Source organism: Ottowia sp. (assembly GCF_046348305.1).
In the GTDB taxonomy this organism is placed as follows: Bacteria; Pseudomonadota; Gammaproteobacteria; order Burkholderiales; family Burkholderiaceae_C; genus Ottowia.
Map to the genome: position 1 here is coordinate 199,912 of NZ_JAXMEM010000008.1, position 21,367 is coordinate 221,278.

Annotated in this window: 19 protein-coding genes; 7 read left to right on the plus strand and 12 right to left on the minus strand. The window is 67.6% G+C overall.

Features of this window, described 5'->3' with window-relative positions; genetic code table 11:
* Positions 1–2: 2 nt before the first annotated feature.
* Both U1F38_RS11470 and U1F38_RS11475 read left to right on the plus strand, forming a co-directional pair.
* Positions 3–1,643 (plus strand): isovaleryl-CoA dehydrogenase, encoded by a 1,641-nt coding sequence (locus tag U1F38_RS11470; RefSeq protein WP_409987193.1) that lies wholly within the window; start codon positions 3–5, stop codon positions 1,641–1,643.
* Positions 1,644–1,852: 209 nt separating this feature from the next.
* Complete coding sequence (locus U1F38_RS11475; RefSeq protein ID WP_409987194.1) at positions 1,853–2,767, plus strand: SDR family oxidoreductase; 915 nt, start codon at positions 1,853–1,855, stop codon at positions 2,765–2,767.
* Between the two features lie 28 nt (positions 2,768–2,795).
* Here the strand turns inward: U1F38_RS11475 and U1F38_RS11480 are convergent, their stop codons facing one another.
* The 4 genes from U1F38_RS11480 to U1F38_RS11495 all read right to left on the minus strand — a co-directional run bounded on the left by U1F38_RS11480 (position 2,796) and on the right by U1F38_RS11495 (position 7,232).
* Complete coding sequence (locus tag U1F38_RS11480) at positions 2,796–4,004, minus strand: tetratricopeptide repeat protein (protein ID WP_409987195.1); 1,209 nt, start codon at positions 4,002–4,004, stop codon at positions 2,796–2,798.
* A 78-nt stretch (positions 4,005–4,082) separates the two neighbouring features.
* Positions 4,083–5,789: a DUF4384 domain-containing protein gene (locus U1F38_RS11485; protein WP_409987196.1), complete on the minus strand. Its 1,707-nt coding sequence runs from the start codon at positions 5,787–5,789 to the stop codon at positions 4,083–4,085.
* Between the two features lie 132 nt (positions 5,790–5,921).
* The gene (locus tag U1F38_RS11490; protein ID WP_409987197.1) at positions 5,922–6,338 is read right to left on the minus strand and encodes a hypothetical protein; all 417 of its coding nucleotides are present in this window, start codon (positions 6,336–6,338) and stop codon (positions 5,922–5,924) included.
* A 96-nt stretch (positions 6,339–6,434) separates the two neighbouring features.
* Positions 6,435–7,232, minus strand: a complete 798-nt coding sequence (locus tag U1F38_RS11495; RefSeq protein WP_409987198.1) for a hypothetical protein — start codon at positions 7,230–7,232, stop codon at positions 6,435–6,437.
* A gap of 574 nt (positions 7,233–7,806) precedes the next feature.
* Here U1F38_RS11495 and U1F38_RS11500 point away from each other — a divergent pair.
* From U1F38_RS11500 to U1F38_RS11515, 4 genes are all read left to right on the plus strand, one after another.
* A complete protein-coding gene (locus U1F38_RS11500) occupies positions 7,807–8,511 on the plus strand; it encodes a response regulator transcription factor (RefSeq protein WP_409987248.1) in 705 nt (234 codons plus the stop codon).
* 292 nt (positions 8,512–8,803) lie between these two features.
* A complete protein-coding gene (locus U1F38_RS11505) occupies positions 8,804–10,054 on the plus strand; it encodes a sensor histidine kinase (RefSeq protein ID WP_409987199.1) in 1,251 nt (416 codons plus the stop codon).
* Between the two features lie 135 nt (positions 10,055–10,189).
* Entirely contained in the window at positions 10,190–12,631 is a 2,442-nt protein-coding gene (locus tag U1F38_RS11510; RefSeq protein WP_409987200.1) for a Tex family protein, read from the plus strand.
* Between the two features lie 292 nt (positions 12,632–12,923).
* The gene (locus tag U1F38_RS11515) at positions 12,924–13,271 is read left to right on the plus strand and encodes a hypothetical protein (RefSeq protein ID WP_409987201.1); all 348 of its coding nucleotides are present in this window, start codon (positions 12,924–12,926) and stop codon (positions 13,269–13,271) included.
* A gap of 267 nt (positions 13,272–13,538) precedes the next feature.
* Here the strand turns inward: U1F38_RS11515 and U1F38_RS11520 are convergent, their stop codons facing one another.
* The 8 genes from U1F38_RS11520 to U1F38_RS11555 form a co-directional block, all read right to left on the minus strand.
* Positions 13,539–14,513 carry an LD-carboxypeptidase gene (locus tag U1F38_RS11520; protein ID WP_409987202.1) on the minus strand — a complete coding sequence of 325 codons (975 nt, stop codon included), beginning with the start codon at positions 14,511–14,513 and terminating at the stop codon, positions 13,539–13,541.
* Between the two features lie 68 nt (positions 14,514–14,581).
* Positions 14,582–16,000 carry a tRNA adenosine(34) deaminase TadA gene (tadA, locus tag U1F38_RS11525; protein WP_409987203.1) on the minus strand — a complete coding sequence of 473 codons (1,419 nt, stop codon included), beginning with the start codon at positions 15,998–16,000 and terminating at the stop codon, positions 14,582–14,584.
* The gene (locus U1F38_RS11530) at positions 15,997–16,200 is read right to left on the minus strand and encodes a hypothetical protein (RefSeq protein ID WP_409987204.1); all 204 of its coding nucleotides are present in this window, start codon (positions 16,198–16,200) and stop codon (positions 15,997–15,999) included. The genes tadA and U1F38_RS11530 overlap by 4 nt, the downstream gene beginning before the upstream one ends.
* A gap of 4 nt (positions 16,201–16,204) precedes the next feature.
* A complete protein-coding gene (locus tag U1F38_RS11535) occupies positions 16,205–16,855 on the minus strand; it encodes an FMN-binding negative transcriptional regulator (RefSeq protein ID WP_409987205.1) in 651 nt (216 codons plus the stop codon).
* Between the two features lie 56 nt (positions 16,856–16,911).
* Positions 16,912–17,754 carry an isocitrate lyase/phosphoenolpyruvate mutase family protein gene (locus tag U1F38_RS11540; RefSeq protein WP_409987206.1) on the minus strand — a complete coding sequence of 281 codons (843 nt, stop codon included), beginning with the start codon at positions 17,752–17,754 and terminating at the stop codon, positions 16,912–16,914.
* Positions 17,751–18,434, minus strand: coding sequence for a thiopurine S-methyltransferase (locus U1F38_RS11545; protein ID WP_409987207.1), 684 nt, complete (start codon positions 18,432–18,434; stop codon positions 17,751–17,753). Before U1F38_RS11545 ends, U1F38_RS11540 begins: the two co-directional genes overlap by 4 nt.
* 82 nt (positions 18,435–18,516) lie before the next feature.
* Positions 18,517–19,158 (minus strand): ATP-binding cassette domain-containing protein, encoded by a 642-nt coding sequence (locus U1F38_RS11550; protein WP_409987208.1) that lies wholly within the window; start codon positions 19,156–19,158, stop codon positions 18,517–18,519.
* Between the two features lie 279 nt (positions 19,159–19,437).
* Positions 19,438–20,391, minus strand: coding sequence for a histone deacetylase family protein (locus tag U1F38_RS11555; RefSeq protein WP_409987209.1), 954 nt, complete (start codon positions 20,389–20,391; stop codon positions 19,438–19,440).
* Positions 20,392–20,444: 53 nt separating this feature from the next.
* Between U1F38_RS11555 and U1F38_RS11560 the strand changes: the two genes are divergently transcribed.
* A complete protein-coding gene (locus U1F38_RS11560) occupies positions 20,445–21,365 on the plus strand; it encodes an AAA family ATPase (protein WP_409987210.1) in 921 nt (306 codons plus the stop codon).
* Positions 21,366–21,367: the final 2 nt, after the last annotated feature.

Genomic DNA, 21,367 nt, shown 5'->3' on the forward strand with positions numbered 1-21,367 from the left:
ACATGGCCCAAGCCACGCACGAAGTGTTCAACCAGCCACTGCCGCTGGCCGACGTCAACCTGTTCGACATCAACCAGCCGCTGCAGGACGCCGTCCGCTTCAACGCGCCCGAACTGGACACGGGCGCCTTGCGCCAGTTGGGTGGCGTGGCCGGCTCGGCCGAGATGCAAAACCACGCGCGCCTGGCCAATGTGCACACGCCCGAGCTGCGCACGTTCGACCCCTATGGCCACCGCATCGACGAGATGGAGTTTCATCCCAGCTACCACACGCTGATGGGCGCTGCCACGGGCGCGGGTCTGCATGGCACCCCCTGGGCTGGAGAAGGGGCCCATCCCCACGTCCTGCGCGCCGCCAGCTTCATGCTGTTCACCGAGCTCGAGCCCTCCATCCTGTGCCCGATCTCGATGACCTACGCCGTCACCCCGGCGCTGCAGGAGAACGCCGCCGTGTATGCCGACTGGGGCCCCCGGCTGACCAGCCGCGCGTACGACCCGCGGCTGGTGCTCTACAAGGACAAGCCCGGCGTGACCATGGGCATGGGCATGACCGAAAAGCAGGGCGGCTCGGACGTGCGCGCCAACACCACGCAGGCCGCGCCCGATGGGCGCGACGACTGGGGCGAACGCTACCGCATCACCGGCCACAAGTGGTTTTTTTCGGCGCCGATGTGCGATGCGTTTTTGGTGCTGGCGCAGGCGGCCGGCGGGCTCACGTGCTTCTTTCTGCCGCGCGTGTTGCCCGACGGCAGCCGCAACGGCCTGCGCATCCAGCGCCTGAAGGACAAGCTGGGCAACAAGGCTAACGCCAGCTCCGAGGTCGAATTCGACAACGCCATCGCCTGGCGCGTGGGCGACGAGGGCCGCGGCGTGCCGCAAATCCTGGAGATGGGCACCCACACACGGCTGGACTGCTCGCTGGGCACCAGCGCGCTGATGCGCCAGTCCCTTGCCATCGCGATCAACCACACGCGCCAGCGCAAGGCCTTTGGCAAGTTTCTGATCGAGCAGCCGCTGATGAAGAACGTGCTGGCCGACCTGGCACTGGAGAGCGAGGCCGCCACCGCGCTGGCGTTGCGCCTGGCGCGCGCGTTTGAGCGCCAGGGCGACGCGCACGAGCGCCTGATCGCGCGCGTGCTCACGCCCGTGGCCAAGTTCTGGATCTGCAAGCGCGGCAGCCACTTCAGCGAAGAGGCCATGGAGTGCATGGGCGGCAACGGCTATGTGGAGGAGGGCGGCTGGGGCATCCAGGCGCGCATCTACCGCGAGATGCCCGTCAACTCGATCTGGGAAGGTGCCGGCAACATCATGGCCATCGACCTGCTGCGCGCCCTGCGCAAGGGCGACGTGGCCGGCGCCCTGCAGGCCGAGCTGGCCCCCGCACGCGGCGCGCACGCCGCGCTCGACCGCATGATCGACCTACTGCCCACCCGCATCGAGGCCCTGGCCAACGAGACCGAGGCGCGCCGCCTGGCGCAGGACGTGGCGCTGGCGCTGCAGGGCGCGCTGCTGGCGCAAACCGCGCCGGCGGCGGTGACGGATGCCTTCTGCGCCTCGCGCCTGGGCGGCGACTGGGGCCAGGCCTTTGGCACTCTGTCGGCCCGTGCCGACATGGACGCCATCATTGCGCGCGCGATGCCATGAATACCGGACGCAGAGGACGCAAAGGATTCGCAAAGGACGCAAAAGGAATACAAAAATTGGATTAAATTCAGCCGTAGCCCGCACGCAGTCGGCGTGACAAGCTATATTTTTAATAGTAATTTAATTGGTATTTTTTGCGTCCTTTGCGTCTTTTTTGCGTCCTCTGCGTCCGGCTGTTCAAGCCTTCCATTCCCTAGAAAGAACACCCCATGATTCAAGACTTCCAAGGCAAGACCGCCGTCCTGACCGGCGCCGGTTCGGGTTTCGGGCTGGAGTGCGCGCGCATCGGCGCGGCGCGCGGCATGAACCTGGTGCTGGTCGACGTGCAGCAGGATGCCCTCGACAAGGCCGCGGCCGAGATGACGGCTGCCGGCGTGCAGGTGATGGCGCGCAAGGTGGATGTGTCCGACGCCGCGCAAATGGAAGCGCTGGCCGCCGCTGTCAAGCAGCGCTTTGGCGCGCCGCACTTCGTCTTCAACAACGCCGGCGTGGGTGCGGGCGGCCTGGTGTGGGAGAACTCCGTCGCCGACTGGAACTGGGTGCTGGGTGTGGACCTGTGGGGCGTGATCCACGGCGTGCGCCTGTTCGTGCCCATGATGCTGGAGGCCGCCGCGCAAGATCCGACCTGGCGCGGCCACGTCACCAACACCGCCAGCATGGCCGGGTTGCTGACGCCGCCCAACATGGGCATCTACAACGCCGCCAAGGCGGCCGTGGTCAGCCTGACCGAAACCATGTACCAGGACCTGCGCCTGGTCACCGACCAGATCGGCGCCAGCCTGCTGTGCCCATATTTCGTGCCCACCGGCATCACCCACAGCGAGCGCAACCGCCCGGCCGATGGCGCGGCCAGCCAGGCGCTGACCAAAAGCCAGCAGATCGGCCAGGCCATGACCGAGAAGGCCGTCACCAGCGGCAAGATCACTGCCGCCGAAGTCGCGCAAAAAGTCTTCAAGGCCATCAGCGCCGACCAGTTCTACGTCTTCAGCCACGAAAGCCCCAAGGCGCTGGGCAACATCACCCACCGCATGCAGAACATCGTGGCGATGAAGAACCCGGCCGATCCGTTCTTGGAGACACCCGAGATCGGGGCCCGGTTGCGCCAGCAGTTGCGCGGCGGCTGACGAGTCGGCAAGCGCGCCGCGGCGCCGTTCAACGGCCTACGGCCTGCACCCGATCCTGCCATTCATCGGGCATCAGATCGAACAGCGGGGTCGGCGCGCGATACAGCATGGTGGTATTGGCGCGCACGCCCACGGTGGGGATGATGGTGGCGGTGTTGGCATATGCCAGTTGTTGCATCCAGCCCAGGTTGACCGTGCCCTCGGGTGTCGGGCGCGAATAGATCAGCTCCAGCATCTTGCGCGCTTCGGCATTGCCCTTGTCCGCCGCCATGCGATACAGGCGGATGGCTTCCGCATAGTTGGCCGGGCGGCCATCGCCGCGGTGATAGGCCCGGGCGGCGGCCAGCAGGTCGTCGGCGCTGGCCTGCGCCGTGAGCGGCGAGTTCAGCACCGCGTTCGTGTTGCTGCGGGCTTCGAGCAACTGGGCGTTGGCTTTGGCTGCACGCGAGCGCTTGGCCAGGCTGTTGAAGGTGCGCAGCGCCTCATCGACGCGGTTGTTTGCGACGTCGTTGAGCGCCAACTCCAGTTTGGCCTGCACATCGCCTTCCGCCGCGGCGCGCTCCAGCAGGCGTTGTTGGGGCAGCGACTGTTCCAGTGGCTGCGTCATGGCTCGGGTGGTATTGCGCACCGGCGCCACCTGCAGCGGTGTCTGCCGGCTGGTCAACACCCACTCGAGGTAGTCGGCGCGCGCTGGATGCGTGGCGCGTAACCGGGCGATGGCGCGGCGCGCGGCGTCGGGGTCGGGCGCGCCGACGCAGCCGTCCATCGCGCACCAGGCCAGGCCGGCTTGGGCCCAGGGTTCGCGGCCAAAGGCGGCCGCCTGCTTGAACCAGTTCTCGGCGGTCGCGCCATTGCTGGGCACCCCGGCGCCGTGCAGGTAAATCAGGCCCAGCAGCCAGGCAGCCCGCGCCGAAGCAGGGGTGCTGCCGGGGGGGCGGCCGCGTTCGGCCTGTTGTTGCAGTGCGCGCAGGTCCTGCTGCAGCTTGCGGCCTTCGGCCGATTCGGAGTCGACCAAGCGGCCGGGGGTGAGCGGGGCGATCTTGATGTTCGGGGGAGGTTCCATCCGGGTTTCGATGCGATTGGAACCCGGCGGCCCGATTTCGATGTGCGGCGCCTCCTGCGCCCGTGCCTTGGCGGTGACCACGCCGCTGCCGAGCACCAGCGCGAACGCCAGCACCACCACGGTCCAGGTGCCGGGCCTCCCGACCCGTGCGGCGATCATTGCAATTGCTGGCATGCTTGCTCCTCGGCAGTCAAGGTTGCGGCGCGTCCACCATCGTAATGGCCCTGTCGCGCCTGGCCAGGCGCCTGCTCCCTATTTGCGCGCGGTGCCGCCGTTGCTGTTGCCGTTGCCGTTGCTTGCCGGCACGACTTTCCACTGGATGGTCTGCGCGACAAACTCGCTGGTGCCGAGCGCGTTGCCGAAGGCCCGCTGCAAGTCGTCGGCACTGCGGACGTTCGCAATCGTGGTCAGGGCCGGGCCCTGCACGAGCTGCGGCAGGCGCGTGCTGGCGTCGTCACGGGTGGCCAGGCAAGTCACCCCTTCCGTGCCCGGCTTGCCCGCGTCAAGGATGAACGCGGGGTTGGGCGCCATCCAGTCCGGCATGCGCACCGCCTGGTCGGCGCTGACCTGCGCGTCCGGGCTCATGGCGTTGGGCAGCAGGCGCATGGTGCCGCCGTCCGAGCCGGTGAAATAGCAGTACAGGTACGAATTGCGCGACACGACCGCCGACAGGAACACCTGCTCACCCTGTTTGAACGGCGCCCGTTCGTTGGCCGGTTGCGGGTTCTCGATCTGCAGGTTGATGGCCCAGGGCGCCGGCAGCCCCCAATCGGCGGGCTTGGCCGACCCATCGCCCGCGCTGGCCACGACGGCGCCCGACGACGTCCAGCCGATGCGGGTGAGCGCCCCGTTTTCATCCAGGGCCACGAAGTTGCGCAGGGCGCGCTCGTACGTTGCGAAGTCGGGCCGGCCCGTCACCACCAGGCCCTTGTCGGCCTGGAACTGCGCCAGGGCGCGGCGCAGCAGCGGGTGATTGAGGGGCAAGCTGGTGCCGGCGGGCGGCAGATAGCCTTGGTGCACCAGCGAGTTCTGGATCAGGCCGGATTGGCCGTTGGGACCGCTGGCGTCGAACCACTCGCGCATTTGGCGCTGAAACGCCGGGTTGGTCTGCTCCAGCATCAGGCATTGCCAGTAGGGCACGCGGGCCCACTTGCCCACCAGCTCGATCATGGCCAGGTCCACCAGCGTGCGCATGGCGCCCCCCGCGCCTTGCGCATAGTTGCGCCCGACGTTGAAGCGCACGCCATACGAGCCGATTCGGCCGGCCAGGTCAAGCCCTTCGCCCGCGCCACCGATCACCACCTCGTTGGCCGAGTCCAGTCCGGGGATGAAGGTGCGGGTGCGAAAGTCGCCCAGGTGCGCTTCCAGCGCCACCACGGTGGACGATTTGCTGCGGCTGTAGCCGGTGTCGAGCCGGTTGGCCGAGGTGCCGGCCGAGACCTGGTTGCCCAGCACGTTCTGGTCGACGTAGGTGATCGCGCCGTTGACGTACAGGGCCGGGCGCTGCAACTGCATCTGGTTGTTGTTGAGCAGGATGGTGGTCAGGTTCTGCACCGTGTCCTGGCGGGCAATGTCCACCTCGAAGTCCACGTAGCGGAAGGCGTTGCTGACGTGCGACATCTGCGACAGGGCGGTCACCACCATGGACTTGACGGCCACCGGGACCTTGCCCGAATAGTCCGGAAACTGCGCGCTGGTGATCAGCGTGGTGGGCACCTCGGCCGCGCGCAGCAGGTGGTCCATGCAGACCAGCGATTCGGAAAAACTGGAGATGGAGCGCACCGGGCGCACCACCGGGCGGTCGGTGGTGGGCGCCTCGGCGTGATAGTCGGCATCACGCATCGGGTCCAGCGTGCCGCAGCCGGCAAGCACTGCCAGCGACAGGGCCAGCAGACCGAACTGGGTCTTTTTCACCAGGCGCACACGGGGGCGCGAATCGCGGTCAAGGAACTGGCTCATGGCATCCTCCCGTTGTTTGCACGTGCCCGACGCTCTGGCACGGTGGCGGCGTGGGCTGATTGCGCCAGGGCCACCGCTCGAAAAAAAAGTGCCGACATGCGCACAAGGTGCAAGCGGCACTGAAAAGCGTAGCTAGTTGCAGATGTTGACCAAGTCGCCGCGCAGAACCACGATCTGATCCTGACTGTTCATCGTCAGGCCGTTGGCGCCGGCCGGCGCGGTCACGCTGCCGACCGACTGCGTGCAAGTGGTCTGCAGGCCGTTGGTCTTGACTGACTGCACCACGTCGCGATCGGTCTTGACGTTGGTGTCATAGCTTGAATAGGCCTTGGCCGTGTAGCGTGCCACCTTGGCGGAGAGGTTGTCCGGCAAAGTCTGGTCGTAGTGAATGTCGCCCGAAGGGGCTACCCGCGCGGTCGGCACCTGCAGGTAGGTCACCGGCTTGGAAATGGTCACCGTGTCCATGCCCGGCGCCGTTTGCGCGATCGAACCCGCAGCCAGCAGCGCCAGCGCGGCTCCGGCGGTCAGATGAAGCAGTGGTTTCGACATGGCCAAGTCTCCAAACAAGGATGAAAACAGTGCCAGGCCCGTGATCACGCAACCTGGCACCCGAGCGGGCGTTGCCGCCCGCTCACGCACACGAAATCATGGGTTGCCAGCCACCCTGTACTGGCCGCAGGCCACGCCCACGCACACGGTGGGAGGCGGATCGCACGAATCGTTGGAAGCAATGTTCTGCACCGCATGCGCCGCCCGGCCCTTGGCCAGGTTGGCGATGACCGCGCCGTTGGTGACCCAGGTGGTCTGGGTTGACGCTCCAGCGATCGAGACATTGCCGTAGTTGGACGACAGGTTCTGCACCGCCTGGGTTTGCGGGCCGTCGGCCTTGTTCTTCACCATGGAGCCGCCGCTCACGCCCACGGTCTGCTTGCTGGTGCCATCGATGTCGATGTTGCCCATGTTGCTGGCCAGGTTCTGGTAGGCCAAGGCGGCGTCGTTGCAGTTGTTGCCGTTGCAGCCCTGGCTGCCGTTGGCCTCGTTCTTGACCGTCGAGCCGCTCACGTTGGCGGTCTGCTCGGAAGTGCCCGCGATCCACTTGGGCGGAAAGAGCTGAATCTTTCCATCGACGCTCACGCTACCTACGTTGGATGCCAGGTTCTGCATGGCCACGTCACCGGCGTGCTTGGCCTTGTTGGTGACGTCTGAGTTTTCCAAGTTCGAGATCTGGGTGGATGAACCGTGGATGGTGACGTTGCCCTTGTTCGAGCCAATGTTCTGGTTGGCGAACGAGTAGGACGTGGCGTCGTTGGTGACGTTGCCGCCACTGACCGAAACCGTCTGGTTGGAGGTTCCGGTGATGCTGATGCCACTGGACGGCGCCGGTGTGGCCGCCATGGCGGCGGTGGAAATTGCGCTGAGCGCAAAAAGTGCAAGCGATTTCATGGTGAAGTCCTCCAAAGGTACTGCCTGGCACGGGGTCCACTCACCCGGCTGATGGCAGCCAGTCGAGCGGGACTTTGACTTGGCCGTTGCGGTTGTGCTGTGGATGCCGCCCCGCTGGTGACCTTGTCGGGCTCCAGTCTCGTTGCCGCGCCGGGCCCTGCCAATCGCCTCGAATGGATACACCGCAGGGCGTAGCCCGAACGCGCGGCACACAAGTCCTGGCGCGCTTCACGCCGCCCGGCGGCAAGGCTCGGTTGCTTCAAAAGTCAGAGCAATACCCACAAAAATTTTGGGTAGTTACGAAATGTATGTATTGCAATTGCAAGAAAATAATTTGAGAATAATCATGCTTTTCGTTGCACACTGGCCACGCATTCGTAAACAAGTGCGCGGACATGTAAGTCAAGTCTGACGAGTACCGTGCCTCGCCACACCGTTTTCGGGCTGTTTCAGGAGCGGTGAGTTACAGGTGTCACAACCTGCGGGTTTGAGGGAGATGAACATGAATACCGTGATGGATTGGTCCGGCGCGGCGTCGCTGGGCGGGGCGGTCGGGGCGGTCACAGGCCCGACCATGACTTGGCCGCCGTTCTTGCGCGGCCAGCCCGAGCGGCCGGCCCGGGTGCTGCTGGCCGACGACGACCCGCACATGTGCCGGGTGATTGCGCAGGAGCTGCTGGCCGACGCCCGCATCCACCTGGTGGCGCAGGCCCATTCGCTGCGCGAGGGGCGGCGCCTGCTGGGGCAGCACGACATCGACGTGATGCTGGTGGACCTGAACCTGGGCGACGGCACGGGCTTTGATTTGATCGAGCACATGAAAAACGTGCACCCCGTGGCCGAGGCGGTCGTCGTCTCGGCGATGGAAGACGAGGAGCACGCCATCCGAGCCTTTGAGCTGGGTGCATCGGGCTATCTGGTGAAGGGCTCGTGGTTCGGCAATTTCGCGCAGGCGGTGCTGCAGGTGATCAATGGCGGCGCCACCATCACGCCCAATCTGGCGCGGCGGCTGTTGCGCCGTCTGGGTGGTCGTGCCGACGGGCTGGCCGGCACCCCCGCGGCGGGCCGCCATGCCGGCCATGGCGAGCAGCTGTCCGAGCGCGAGCGCGAAATCCTGCGTCTGGTGGCCAGTGGCTTCACCAGCGGCGAGATCGCCAAGCGCCTGTCGATCAGCGCGCAGACCGTGAACACGCACATCAAGAACGTCTATCGCAAGCTGCAGGTGCGCACGCGCGCCCAGGCCGTCACGCTGGCTTCGCAGCACGGCCTGCTGTATTGAACCTAGAAACGGCAGTTGACCGCTTGCAACCTTCAGGAGAGCCGCATGAATATTGACGTTGACTGCTTCGTTGTCGTTCACCCGTTGGGTGACAGCGCTACACACTCACCAGCGCCGCGCTCGCCGCGCCATGCGGCGTTGCTCCTCCTTGCGGGCGGTAGCCCGCTGCGTCGTCGCGCCTTGCCTGGCACGCCGATCACGGTACTGGTGAGCGCGTCCAACTGCCGTTTCTAGGTTGAATGGGCCGGAAGGCGAGGGCGCCCGAAGCGCAGTTCGATCAGGAAAGGACGCCATGAACAGCGCAATGCTGTTGCCTTGGGTGGCTTTGCTGACGCCGCTGACCGTGATCGCCTGGACGCTGGGCAGTCAGCGCGCGCACCGCCGCTGGCTCGACCGGTGGTTCGGCGCAACCTTGCTGTCCTTTGCGGCACTGGCCTTGCTGGACTTGTTGTCCCGGCATGGCGCGCTGGACCCGGCGACCTTGACGGTTGCCACCCATGTCGCCTATCAGCTCATGACGCTGGGGGTGATCTCGTTCCTGCTGCTCGCAGTGCATGGTTTTCGGCCATTGCAGCTGTGGGTGGTGGGCGTCCAGGCGGTGCTCGGGCTGGCTTTGGCGGCGCCCCTGGTACCCATGACGAATCAGCCTTCGGCCTGGGTCATTGTCAATGTGTCATGCGCTGTTGTGCTGTTGCTCACGCTGGTGCATGCCCTGCTGACGCGGCGCGCAGGCGCGCCTGGCTGGATGGTGCTGATGGCGGCGCTGGCGAGCCTGGACGTGATGCTGGACGACTTTGATGATGCGGCCGGTGGTGTCATTGCCGCGTCCTGGTCGCAGGTGCTGTTGACCCTGATTTTGCTGGCGCTGTGGCTGGCGTGCACGCGCAGCCTGGGCAAGCGGGTGCCACGCGATCGAGGCGCGCCCGCGGCGCTGGACCGCCAGCGTCTGGCACAGGACCTGCACGATGGCGTGGGCTCGCACCTGACTTCGATCATCTCGGCGCTGGATGCGGGATCGGCGAGGGAGCGATCGACCGCCGCGCAGCTGCAGGAGTGCCTGGTCGAGCTCAAGCTGCTGGTGGACGGCATGACGACCGATGCCTCGCTGCTGAGCCTGATGGCCAGCCTGCGCTACCGCATCGAGCCCCTGTTGCAAACCGCGCGCATTCGCATGCACTGGAGCGTGGCCGACGAGGCGCTGCTGGACAGCGTGCGAGGCGACGCCGCGCGGCATGTGCTGAACCTGACCCAGGAGGCGCTGGCCAACGTGCTGCGGCACTCGGGCGCGGACCGCGTCGAGATCACCTGCTGCATGCACAAAGGCGAGCAGGCCCTGCTGCTGGAGGTTACCGACAACGGCGTGGGCTTGCGCGAGGGCTCGGCAGCCGGCCTGGCCGCGCGCCAGTTGGGCAAGGGCCTGCGCGGCATGCAAGCTCGGGCGCACCAATTGGGCGGGCAGTTGATGATCGAGTCCGCGCCGCAGCGAGGCACCCGCGTGCGGGCGTTGGTGCCCTTGAGCTGCCTGCAAACCGAAGAAGCCTGAGCGCCCCCGGGCCAGTCCATCGCGCTGCACTGCACTCGTGCGCCCACGGAGAGCGTTTGCCTGACGGAGATATGGCAAACTCGCCCGTTTTTTGCACGCCCCCAAGGCCGCGCTTTCGGGGGTTTCGGTTATTCCATGCAGTCCATTTCTTCCCAGATCGCGTCCGAGCTGAAGGTGCGCGAAGCGCAGGTGCAGGCAGCCGTCGACCTGCTGGACGGCGGCGCCACCGTCCCCTTCATTTCCCGCTACCGCAAGGAGGCCACGGGCGGCCTGGACGACGTGCAGATGCGCGAGCTCGAGGCGCGCCTGTCCTATTTGCGTGAGCTGCACGAGCGGCGCGCGGCCGTGCTCAAGAGCATTGAGGAGCAGGGCAAGCTCACGCCGCTGCTGCGCGCCGCCATCGACGCCGCGCCCACCAAGCAGGAGCTGGAAGACCTGTACCTGCCATACAAGCCCAAGCGCCGCACCAAGGGCCAGATCGCGCGCGAATTCGGCATCGAGCCGCTGGCCGACCGCCTGTTTGCCAACCCGGCGCTCGACCCGCAGGAGGAGGGCAAGGCCTTTGTGCGGGCCGAGAAAGGCGAGGGCGGCGAGGACTTCACCACGCTGACGGCCGTGCTCGACGGTGTGCGCGACATCCTGAGCGAGCGCTGGGCCGAGGATGCCACCCTGGTGCAAAGCCTGCGCGCCTGGCTGTGGACCGAGGGCCTGCTGCAAAGCAAGCTGGCCGCCGGCAAGAACGAAAACGATGCCGAGGTCGCCAAGTTTCGCGACTACTTCGACTATGACGAGCCGATCGGGCGGGTGCCATCGCACCGGGCGCTGGCGGTGTTTCGCGGGCGGCAACTGGAGGTGCTGGACGCCAAGCTGGTGCTGCCCGTCGCGCCGGCGCCGAGCCCGTCGACGCCGCAGCGAAGGGCTGCTCCCGAGCAAGGCGCGGCCCCCTTGGGGAGCAGCGGACCACGCGAAACGGGGGAGCGTGGGGGCATTGGTCTGGCCGAAGGCCGCATCGCCCTGCACCTGGGCTGGTCGCACCAGGGCCGCCCGGCGGATGACTTGCTGCGCAAGTGCGTCAGCTGGACCTGGCGCGTCAAGCTGAGCTTGTCCACCGAGCGCGACTTGTTTGCCCGCCTGCGCGAACAGGCCGAGGCGGTGGCCATCAAGGTGTTTGCCGACAACCTGCGCGATTTGCTGCTGGCCGCGCCCGCCGGCCCGCGCGTGGTGATGGGGCTGGACCCCGGCATTCGCACCGGCGTGAAGGTGGCCGTGGTGGACGCCACCGGCAAGCTGGTTGACACCGCCACCGTCTATCCGCACGAGCCGCGCAAGGACTGGGAAGGCAGCTTGCACACGCTGATGAAGCTGGTGCTCAAGCACGGCGTGCAGCTCATCGCCATCGGCAACGGCACCGCCAGCCGCGAGACCGACAAGCTGGCTGGCGATCTCATCAAATCAGTGCAAAAGCAGGCTCTGGCGTCCGGTGGACAAGCGCAGGCAGCTATGCAAAAGATAGTTGTCAGCGAGGCCGGCGCCTCCGTCTACTCGGCCAGCGAATACGCCAGCGCCGAGCTGCCCGACGTGGACGTGAGCCTGCGCGGCGCCGCCAGCATTGCGCGGCGCCTGCAAGACCCGCTGGCCGAGCTGGTCAAGATCGATCCCAAGAGCATCGGCGTGGGCCAGTACCAGCACGACGTCAACCAGGGTGAATTGGCGCGCACGCTGGACGCGGTGGTGGAAGACTGCGTCAACGGCGTGGGGGTGGACTTGAACACCGCCAGCGCACCCTTGCTGACGCGCGTGTCGGGCCTGTCGGCCACCGCCGCCAGGGCCGTGGTGCGCTGGCGCGAAACCCACGGCGCCTTTGCCAATCGCCAGCAGCTGTTGCAAGTCAGCGGCCTGGGGCCCAAGACCTTCGAGCAGTGCGCGGGCTTTTTGCGCATCCGCGGCGGCGACAACCCGCTGGACATGACCGGCGTGCATCCCGAGACCTATCCGGTGGTCGAGCAGATCATCGTCGCCGCCGGCAAGCCGGTGGACCAGCTGATGGGCCGTGCCGAGCTGCTGCGCGGCCTGCGTGCCGAGCAATTGGCCACGCCGGGCTTTGGCGCCGTAACGGTCAAGGACATCCTGGCCGAGCTGGAAAAGCCCGGGCGCGACCCGCGCGGCGACTTTCAGGTGGCGCGCTTCAACGAGGGCGTGGACGGCATCGGCGACCTGCGCGAAGGCATGTTGCTGGAGGGCACCGTGAGCAACGTGGCCCAGTTCGGCGCCTTCGTCGATCTGGGCGTGCACCAGGACGGCCTGGTGCACGTCAGCCAACTGGCCAACCGATTCGTGAACGACGCACGCGAGGTCGTCAAGACCGGCCAGATCGTCAAGGTGAAGGTGCTGGAGGTGGACGTGCCGCGCGGGCGCATCAGCCTGAGCATGAAGCTGGATGCCGCCGCCGGCCGCCGCGAGCCACCCGGCAACCGTTTTGAAGCCGCCGGGCGCGGCCAGCGACCCGTGCGTGACAGCGCAGCGCCACAGAGCACGGCGATGGCGTCGGCATTCGAAAAGCTCAAGGCATTGCGTTGAGGAACCGCTGAAGAAATTCCCCCGCGGCGGGTGCCGGCGCCCGGGGCGATGCACGGCCATCGGACTGGGTGTTGCGACCCGGTGCTATCCTGCTGGCCCGTGTTGGGGGTTGAATATTACTTCATACGATGTGTATTATGTTAATAATCAAATGTGTGATGAATACCACGGTTTGCGATAGTTCTGAGATCAAGTGCCGAAGTTTGACCCCAACCCATTGCCAAGCATACGCAACGAACTATCATCTGACGTAACCAAACGAATCAATCGTCCAGACGAGATTGCTTCTGCCATGCGATGGATTTCTTCTCAAACGTTCGCGACGCTGTATGAGCGCCTGGTCAGCCGCAGCCGCAAGCCCGATGCGGGTGAAGTGGCGCATCGGCTCGAGGACATCCGCAGTGCAATGCTTTCGCTGCTGGGCGACGAAGGCGCCGCGCGTTACCCGCAACTGGCGCGGCGCATCGAGTTCTGCGTGGACGAAATGGCCTTGTGGTACGCCCGCTCGGAGCTGATGGCCGCGCTGGCAGACCTGTATGACGAAGAAACGGCGCACCGGCGGCTGACGCACCAGTCAGCCATGTTCAGGGGCCTGCTGCCCAAGAGCATGATGGCCCGGCCCAGCGCCATCCGCGGCTGAACATTTTTCCCTCTCTGGGCGCCGCGCTTCAGCCTAAATCCGGCAGTTGGACACACCCGTCAGTGCCGTGATCGGCGTGCCAGGCAAGGCGTGAGGACGCAGCGCACTCCTGTGCGCAAGAACGAACAACGCCGCATGGTGCGCCGAGCATGGTGCTGGCGGGTGTGTAGCGCTGTCACCTTTCAGGTGAGCTGCGTCGAAGGCGAAAAACCCAATATTCACAACAATTTTCTAAGGGTTGCAAGCGGTCAACTGCCGGATTTAGGTTCAGTGCAGGTGCCCCCACAGCAGCAGCGCTTCGCGCCCTTCCACCAGCAAGTCCACGTGCGCGCCCACCGGCAGCAGCACTTTGGTGGGCGTGTGGCCGAATGGCAGGCCGGTCAGCACGGGGACCTTCAGTTGCGCCCGCAGGTGGTCGATGACCTTGGCCAGCGTGTAGCCGCGGTCGTGCGGACCCAGGCGGTAGTCGCTGAAGTCGCCCAGCACGATGGCCTTCTGGCGTGCCAGCACGCCGGCGTGCAGCAGTTGCAGCAGCATGCGCTCGATGCGATAGGGGTGCTCGCCCACCTCCTCCAAGAACAGCACGCCGCCCTTGATGTCGGGCCACCAGGGCGTGGCCAGTAGTGACGTGACCATGCACAGGTTGCCGCCCCACAGCGGCGCATGCCCCGCCAAGCTGCCCTGGCGGGGCCCGAGCGCGGCGACGTCAGGTGCGCGCAAGCGCCAACCGGTGCCCTCGCCGACGCCGCTCACCAGGTCGTCGAAGCAGGCCAGCATGATCTCGTCGGGGCCACCGCTTCCCGTCGCGCCGCCATGGCCCTCCGACGCGTCCGTCACATCGGCGGCACCAAAGCCTTCGCACAAGGCGGGGCCGGCCCAGGTGACTGCCCCCGGGGTGCGCGCCAACAAACCCAGTTGCAGCACCGTGAAGTCACTGAAGCCGACCCAGCGCGTGCCGCGCTCAACCGACCGGGCCAGGTCGCGCCACGGCATGTGGGGCAACAGGCGCGTCAGGCCGTAGCCCCCGCGCGAAATCAGGGTGACGTCGGCCCTGCTGGCCGCAGCGCGGCCGATGGCGGCCAGGCGCGTGGCGTCGTCCCCGGCAAAGCGTTGCCAGCTGCTCAAGGCATCGAGATCGATTTCGACCTCGTGCCCGAGGGCCTGGAGCTGTTTGATGCCGCGGCGAAAAGCGGCTCGGTCGCGCACGGCGCCCGCGGGCGAATAGACGTAGATGTGGGCCATGGATGGCAAATTTTCTTGATGAAATCGGCCGCCAGCGCATGCAGGAAAAGCGCAGGCAGCTATCAAAATTATAACTCTGCGTGTTGGTGGTCACGCCGTTCGGCCTGCGTGAAATACGCCAGCGCATCCTGGGCAATGGCGCTGCCGTGCTCGGGGACGAAGTGGCCGGCCTGCGGCAACACCACCGGCGGCGGGCAACCGCGAATGTCCTGTTGCAGGTGATGCATGACGGCCTGGCCGAGCACCGGGTCGGCCGCGCCGATCACCATCCGGCTGCGGCCTTGCCACCGATGGCGCCAGAAGTCGCGCGCCGCGCGCGAAATCGCGGCGCCCTCCTCGCCGGCATGCTCGGGCACCATCGCGGGGAAGGCACGTGTGGCGGCTCGATGGCCGGCGTCCGGAAACGGCGCAGCGTAGGCTGCGCATTCGGCAGCGCTCATTTGCGGGTTGCCGCGCCGCAGCAGGCGGGCGATGTCATAGGCGGGTTTTTGGGCGCACATCTCGCGCCAGGCCACAAAGCCGGCCGGCAGCGGCGCATCGCCGGTGGCCAGCAGCGTGTTCATCACCAGCAAACCCTGATAGCGCGCCGGATCGGCCATGGGCAGCGTCAGGCCCAGCAGGCCGCCCCAGTCCTGCACCACCAGCACGATGCGCTGCAAGTCCAGCCGCTGCACCAGCTCCAGCAGAACCTGGCGGTGCCACACAAAGCTGTGGGCGCTTTCCTTCTTGGGTTTGTCGCTTTTGCCAAAACCGATCAGGTCGGGCGCAACGACGCGATGGCCGGCCGCCGTGAAGGCGGGAATCATGTGGCGGTACAGAAAGCTCCAGCTGGGGTTGCCGTGCAGGCACAGCCAGGTCAGCGCCGCATCGGGCGGGCCCTCGTCCAGATGGTGCAGGCGCAGTCCGGAGAGCGCCGGCAGGTCGCTGACGTAGTGCGGTGCCCAAGGGTAGCCTGGCAGGTCGGCAAAAGCGGCGTCGGGCGTGCGCAGGGCGTCTTCGCGCAAGGGGCTGGCGTTGCCGCGCCGCGGCTCGAAAAACCCGCGCAGCAGGCGGGCGCCCTCCTCGGCCAGCACGCCGCCATCCACACGGGTCTGGTGGTTGATGCGCGGGTCGCCCAGCACGTTCAGCACCGAGCCGGCGGCGCCGGTGCGCGGGTCTGCGGCGCCGAACACCACCCGCGCCAGCCGCGCATGCAGCATGGCGCCGGCGCACATGGCGCAGGGCTCGAGCGTGACGTACAGCGTGCAACCGTCCAGCCGGTAGTTGCCCAGCGCCTGCGCGGCGGCGCGCAGCGCAACGATCTCGGCGTGGGCCGTGGGGTCGTGCGTGCCGATGGGCGCGTTGCGCCCGCGCGCGACGACATGGCCGTCCTTGACCACGACGGCGCCCACCGGCACCTCGCCGGCTGCGGCGGCCGCGCGTGCCTCCTCCAGGGCCAGGCGCATGGCCGCTTCGTCGCTGTCCACGCGCTGCACGGGCTCGGTCATCGAGCGTCGTCCGGGACGTCGCGCGGGGCTTGCAGCGCAGCGTCGAGCGCTTGCTTGTATTGCTGCTGGATCTGCCGACTCTGCTCCGTCACGGGGGTGGACGCACCGGCCGCCGGGCCGCGGGCGCTCAGGGACTGGCGCGCCGAAACCATGGCGATGGCCAGGGCCAGCAGCAGACCAAGCAGGCCGATCCAGCGCATGGGATCAGGCCTCGCCCGGCCGGCTGTCGGCGTCGGCCAGGCCCAGATCGACCATCCAGCGCGCCAGTGCCTGTTCGTCGGCCGTGCCCGCCGCATAGCGCGCATGCAGGGCGGCGTGCGATTCGGGGCGGTGGCGGTTGAGCTTGACCGCGCATTGCCAGCTTTGCACGTCAAGCTCGAACGCCACGATGCCGGCCAGCATGCGCTGCTGAAAACCCTCGTCCAGGCCACGCCACTGCGCCGCATAGGCCGGCTCGTGCTGGCCGATCAGGACCTTGAGCAGGCGATCCTTGCCCGCCGCGTCGTCTGAGGCGATCAGGCGCGCCTGCACCCGGCAGTGAACGGCCACGTAGTTCCAGCTGGGTACGCGCTCGCGATCGGGGTACACCACGGGCGACAAATAGGCGTTGGGGCCGAGGAACGTGACCAGCGCCTGCGGGCGCGCCTGCAGGTGGCGCCACTGCGGGTTGGCGCGCGCCATGTGCGCCAGCAGGGTCCAGCCGCCCTGCTCGCTCACTTGCAGGTGCATGGGCAGGTGGCTGACCTCGGGCAATCCGGTGTCGTCGGTCGTGACCAGGCTGGCCAGCGGCTGCTCGCGCACGATGCGCGCGGCCCATTGGGCGTCCTGGCAGGCATGCGCGGGGGGCAGGTACATGGGGCGGGCTTTCGCGGTCGGTGGGGCGATCGTACCGCGCCCGCGCAAGCCGGGGATCAGGCGTGGACGGCAAACAGGCGTTGCATGTCAGGGTAGTTGAAGGGCGCGCTCAGCCCGTCCCAGCGGCCGTGGGCCTGCACGGCCCGTGCGGCGTCGCGCACGCTGGAATAGGCCAGCGTGGCCAGTCGCGTGGCGGTGCTGACGCGCGCCACGCCCAGGCGGGCAAGCTCCGCCAGATCCGGCAGCCCGGGGCGGGCGCCGACGTTGATGGGCGCGTCAATGGCGCTGGCCAAGGCGCGAATGCTGGCCGGGTCGGTCACGCCGATGGGGTAGATGCAGTCGGCCCCGGCCGCCAGATAGGCGTGGGCACGGCGTACGGCCTCGTCGATGCGCTGCGCCTCCGAGGCATCGCCAGGCAGCATCCACAGGTCGATGCGCGCGTTGATGACGATGGGCACGCCCGCCTGCCGGGCGGCATCGCGCGCTGCGGCAATACGCAGCGCGGCGTCGCCTGGCGTGCGCAGGCGCTGGTGGTTGATGCCGTCCTCGATGTTGATGCCCGCCGCCCCGGCGTCGATCACCGCGCGCACGCTGCCTTGCACCGCCTGCGGCGTGGCGCCGTAGCCGGCTTCGAAGTCCACGCTGAGCGGCACCGGGGTGACGCGCACCATGCGCCGCACCACCGCCAGCACCTCGGCCAGGGGCAGCGCTTCGCCATCGGCATAGCCGAGCGACCACGCCACGCCGCCGCTGGTGGTGGCCACGGCGGCAAAACCCAGTTCGGCAAACAGGCGCGCGCTGCCCGCGTCCCAGGCGTTGGGCAAAAGCAGGACGCGGCGGCGGTCATGCAGGGCGCGAAAATGTTCGGCGCGCGCGGCGGCGGAGGTATCGTGGTTCATGCTTGATGGCTTCTGATTGAATGCGCTGCGCGCTCGAGCCGAAACACCACGGTCGAGAGCGCCGTCAATCCGCGCGCCGCAAAGTGGGGTTCCTGCGCCAGGATGTCGCGGCACTCCAGCCGCTGCACCTGCCACGCCGGTGCGTAGCGTTGCACCACCTCCGACTCGGCCACCGAAAAAGGCGGCCCGGGCATCTGCTGCTGCGGGTACTCCAGCGTGAGCAGCAGACCGCGGCAACCCGCGGGCAGCCGGGCCTGCAGCTCGCCGGCATAGCGCGCGCGCAACTCGGGCGGCAAGGCAATCAGGGCCGCGCGGTCGTACACGCCGACGCAATCGGCCAACACCGCTTCGTCCAGGCCAAAGGCATCGCCGCAGATCAGCTCGATCGGGCCCGCCACGTGATGCGTGCCGTAGCGCGAGGCATGCACCGCCGGCGTCAGGTGATGCTCGGCAAAAAACTGCTCGACGGCCAGCGGCGACAGCTCCACCCCCAGCACGCGATGGCCCTGCTCGGCCAGCCAGAGCATGTCGAGCGACTTGCCGGCCAGCGGCACGAACACGCGCCCGCCCGGGGCCACGCCAAGGGCCGGCCAGTGCTTTTGCAACAGCGGCAGCACGCGCGCCTGATGAAAGCCGGTTTGCCCTTCGCGCCAGCGTTGCAGCCAGAAATCGTGTTCCATCGACGCCTCGAACCCGCCGCCAAAACCGAAAACCAGTATAGCGACGCGCGCCCGAGGCCGCAGCGCGCTTCAGGCGCGGGCCTCACGGCAGCCGCAGCACCTGTGCCCAGGGCACGCCCGGCATCGGTTCGTGGTGCGCCACGACGATGACGCGCCCCGCCTTGGCGCTGCGCGCCGCCTCATCCGCCAATGCCGCGCGCAGGTAGCGGATCGAGGCCCAATCGAGCGCCGCCTCGGGCTCGTCGATCAGCGTGAGCGGCGCGCCGCTGGCCAACGCCGCCGCCAGCAGCACCTTGCGCCTGCTGCCGGCAGACAGGCGAAACATCTCCTTGTGCAGGTGCTCGGTCAAGCCCAGGCCCTGCCCGTGGGCCTGCCAGTCGGCGGCACTCCATCGGGGGTGGCGCGCCGCCAGATCCTGCGCCCAGTGGGCGGGCGAAACCTCGGGCCAGGGCGCGCGCGGATCGCGCCAAAACAGGGCATCCTTGTACTGCGCAGGGGGCCAGGCACGGTTGTCCGCGTCGTTCCATCGGACGGTGCCGGCGTCGGCTGCGGTCTCGCCCGCCAGCACGCGCAGCAGGCCGGTCTTGAGATCGCCTTCTTCATCGACGATGAGCGACAGGCCGGCTGGACAAATCGCGCTCCAGCCGCTCAAGCGCGCGGCAGCACCCGCGCCAAGGCTGAGCGCGGTCACGTGCAGGGACGGTCGGCGGGTGTCCGGGTTCATGGCGTGCGTCGTGCGGGCCGAACACCGGGCCAGCGAAACCGAGGCCGGCGGTCGCATGGCCGGCAGGTTGCGGCATCAGGGATCATTGCGCCGCGCATCCATCGGGTTGAAATTCTTGTGCCGATTGCCGGCAGCCGGTCAACGCGATCTTGCGCCATCGACAGCAGCATGGAGGTCTGCAGCCGGTTGCCATCCAGGCCGCGCGGAACAGCCCGTGGGGGGGATGTTCAGAAAACGAAAACCTCGAGGTCCGATCGATATGGCTTGATTGGCACCCCATCACACATCCGCCAGCACCCGCACATGCGCCTCCACGCTGCGCGCCAGCGCGTGCAGGTTGTAGCCGCCCTCCAGGCAACTGACGATGCGGCCCTTGGCAAAGCGCTTGGCGATGCCCTTGATGCGGTCGGTGATCCAGGTGTAGTCGCTCTCGGTCAGGCCCAGCTGGCCCATGTCGTCGTCGCGGTGGGCGTCGAAGCCGGCGCTGATCAGGATCAGCTCGGGCTTGTGCTGCTCCAGGCGCGACACCCACATCATCTCGACCAGCTCGCGGATGTCCATGCCGCGGGTGTAGGCGGGCACGGGGCAGTTGACCAGGTTGGCGTCGTGAAAGCGCGCGCCGCCGGGCGGGTAGAACGGGTCCTGGTAGAAGCTCACCATCAGGATGCGCTCGTCGCCATGCACGATGTCTTCGGTGCCGTTGCCGTGGTGCACGTCGAAGTCGACGATGGCCACGCGCTTGAGGCCATAGCGCTCGCAGGCGTATTTGGCGGCAATGGCCACGTTGCTGAAAAAGCAAAAACCCATGGCCTGGTCGCGCGTGGCGTGGTGGCCGGGCGGGCGGGTGGCGCAAAAGGCGTTTTCCAGCTCGCCGCCCAGCACCGCGTCCACCGCGTCAATGGCGGCGCCGGCCGACAGCAGCGCGGCGCGCCAGGTGTGGGTGTTCATCGAGGTGTCCGGATCGATCGAAAACGCGTCCGGCCCGCCAGCGGCCACCTCCTCGGCCAGGATTTCGCTCAGGCCGCGCAGCGCGGCCACGTGGCGGCGGCCATGGGCCAGCAGCAGCTCGCCCATGGTGGCGGGCGAGGGCTCGCGCCGCTCCAGCGCGTCGGCCACGCCGGTGATCAGCAGGCGGTCTTCGATGGCGTCGATGCGCGCCGGGCACTCGGGGTGGCCGGCGCCCATGTCATGCAATCGGCAGTCCGGATGAACGAAATAGCCGGTGCGTCCCAATTCTTGTCTCCTCGATGCCCGAAATCAGCCCGATTTTCCGTTAACGTCCACCCATGGATGCAACAAAAAAGATCAAAGCTGTTCTGGATCAGCTTAACACGGTGATGGTGGGCAAAAGCGCCCAGGTGGAGGCCAGCGTGGCCTGCCTGCTGGCGGGCGGCCACCTGCTGATCGAGGACGTGCCGGGCGTGGGCAAGACCACGCTGGCGCACGCGCTGGCGCGCACCTTCGGGCTGGCGTTCTCGCGTGTGCAGTTCACGGCCGACCTGATGCCCAGCGACCTGCTGGGCGTGTCGGTGTACGAGCGTGGCAGCGAATCCTTCGTGTTTCACCCCGGCCCGGTATTTGCCCAGGTGCTGCTGGCCGACGAGATCAACCGCGCCAGCCCCAAGACGCAAAGCGCGCTGCTGGAGGCGATGGAGGAAAAGCAGGTGACGGTGGAAGGCGCCACGCGCGCCCTGCCCCAACCCTTCTTTGTCATTGCCACGCAAAACCCGCACGACCAGCTGGGCACCTACGCGCTGCCCGAGTCGCAGCTGGACCGCTTTCTGATGCGCATCTCGCTGGGCTACCCCGAGCGCCGCGCCGAGCGCGAGCTGCTGGCCAGCGAGGGCCGGCGCGAGTACGCCGACGCCTTGCCGGCCGTGCTGTCCGCCCTGGAGCTGGCCGCGCTGCAGCAGGCCGTGGGGCGCGTGCACGTGGCCGATCCGCTGCTGGACTACGTGCAGGACCTGATCGCCGCCACGCGCTCGGGCCGCTGGTTCGTGCAGGGCCTGTCGCCGCGCGCCGGCATCGCGCTGCTGCGCGTGGCGCGCGCCCAGGCACTGATCGCCGGGCGCGACTACGTGGCCCCCGACGACGTGCAGGCCGTGCTGCCCGCCTGCACCGCGCACCGCCTGGTACCGGTGGGCAACGCCGGGCGCGGCGCCGTCGAGCAGGTGCGGGCAATGATCGAGGCGGTGCCGCTGGCATGAGG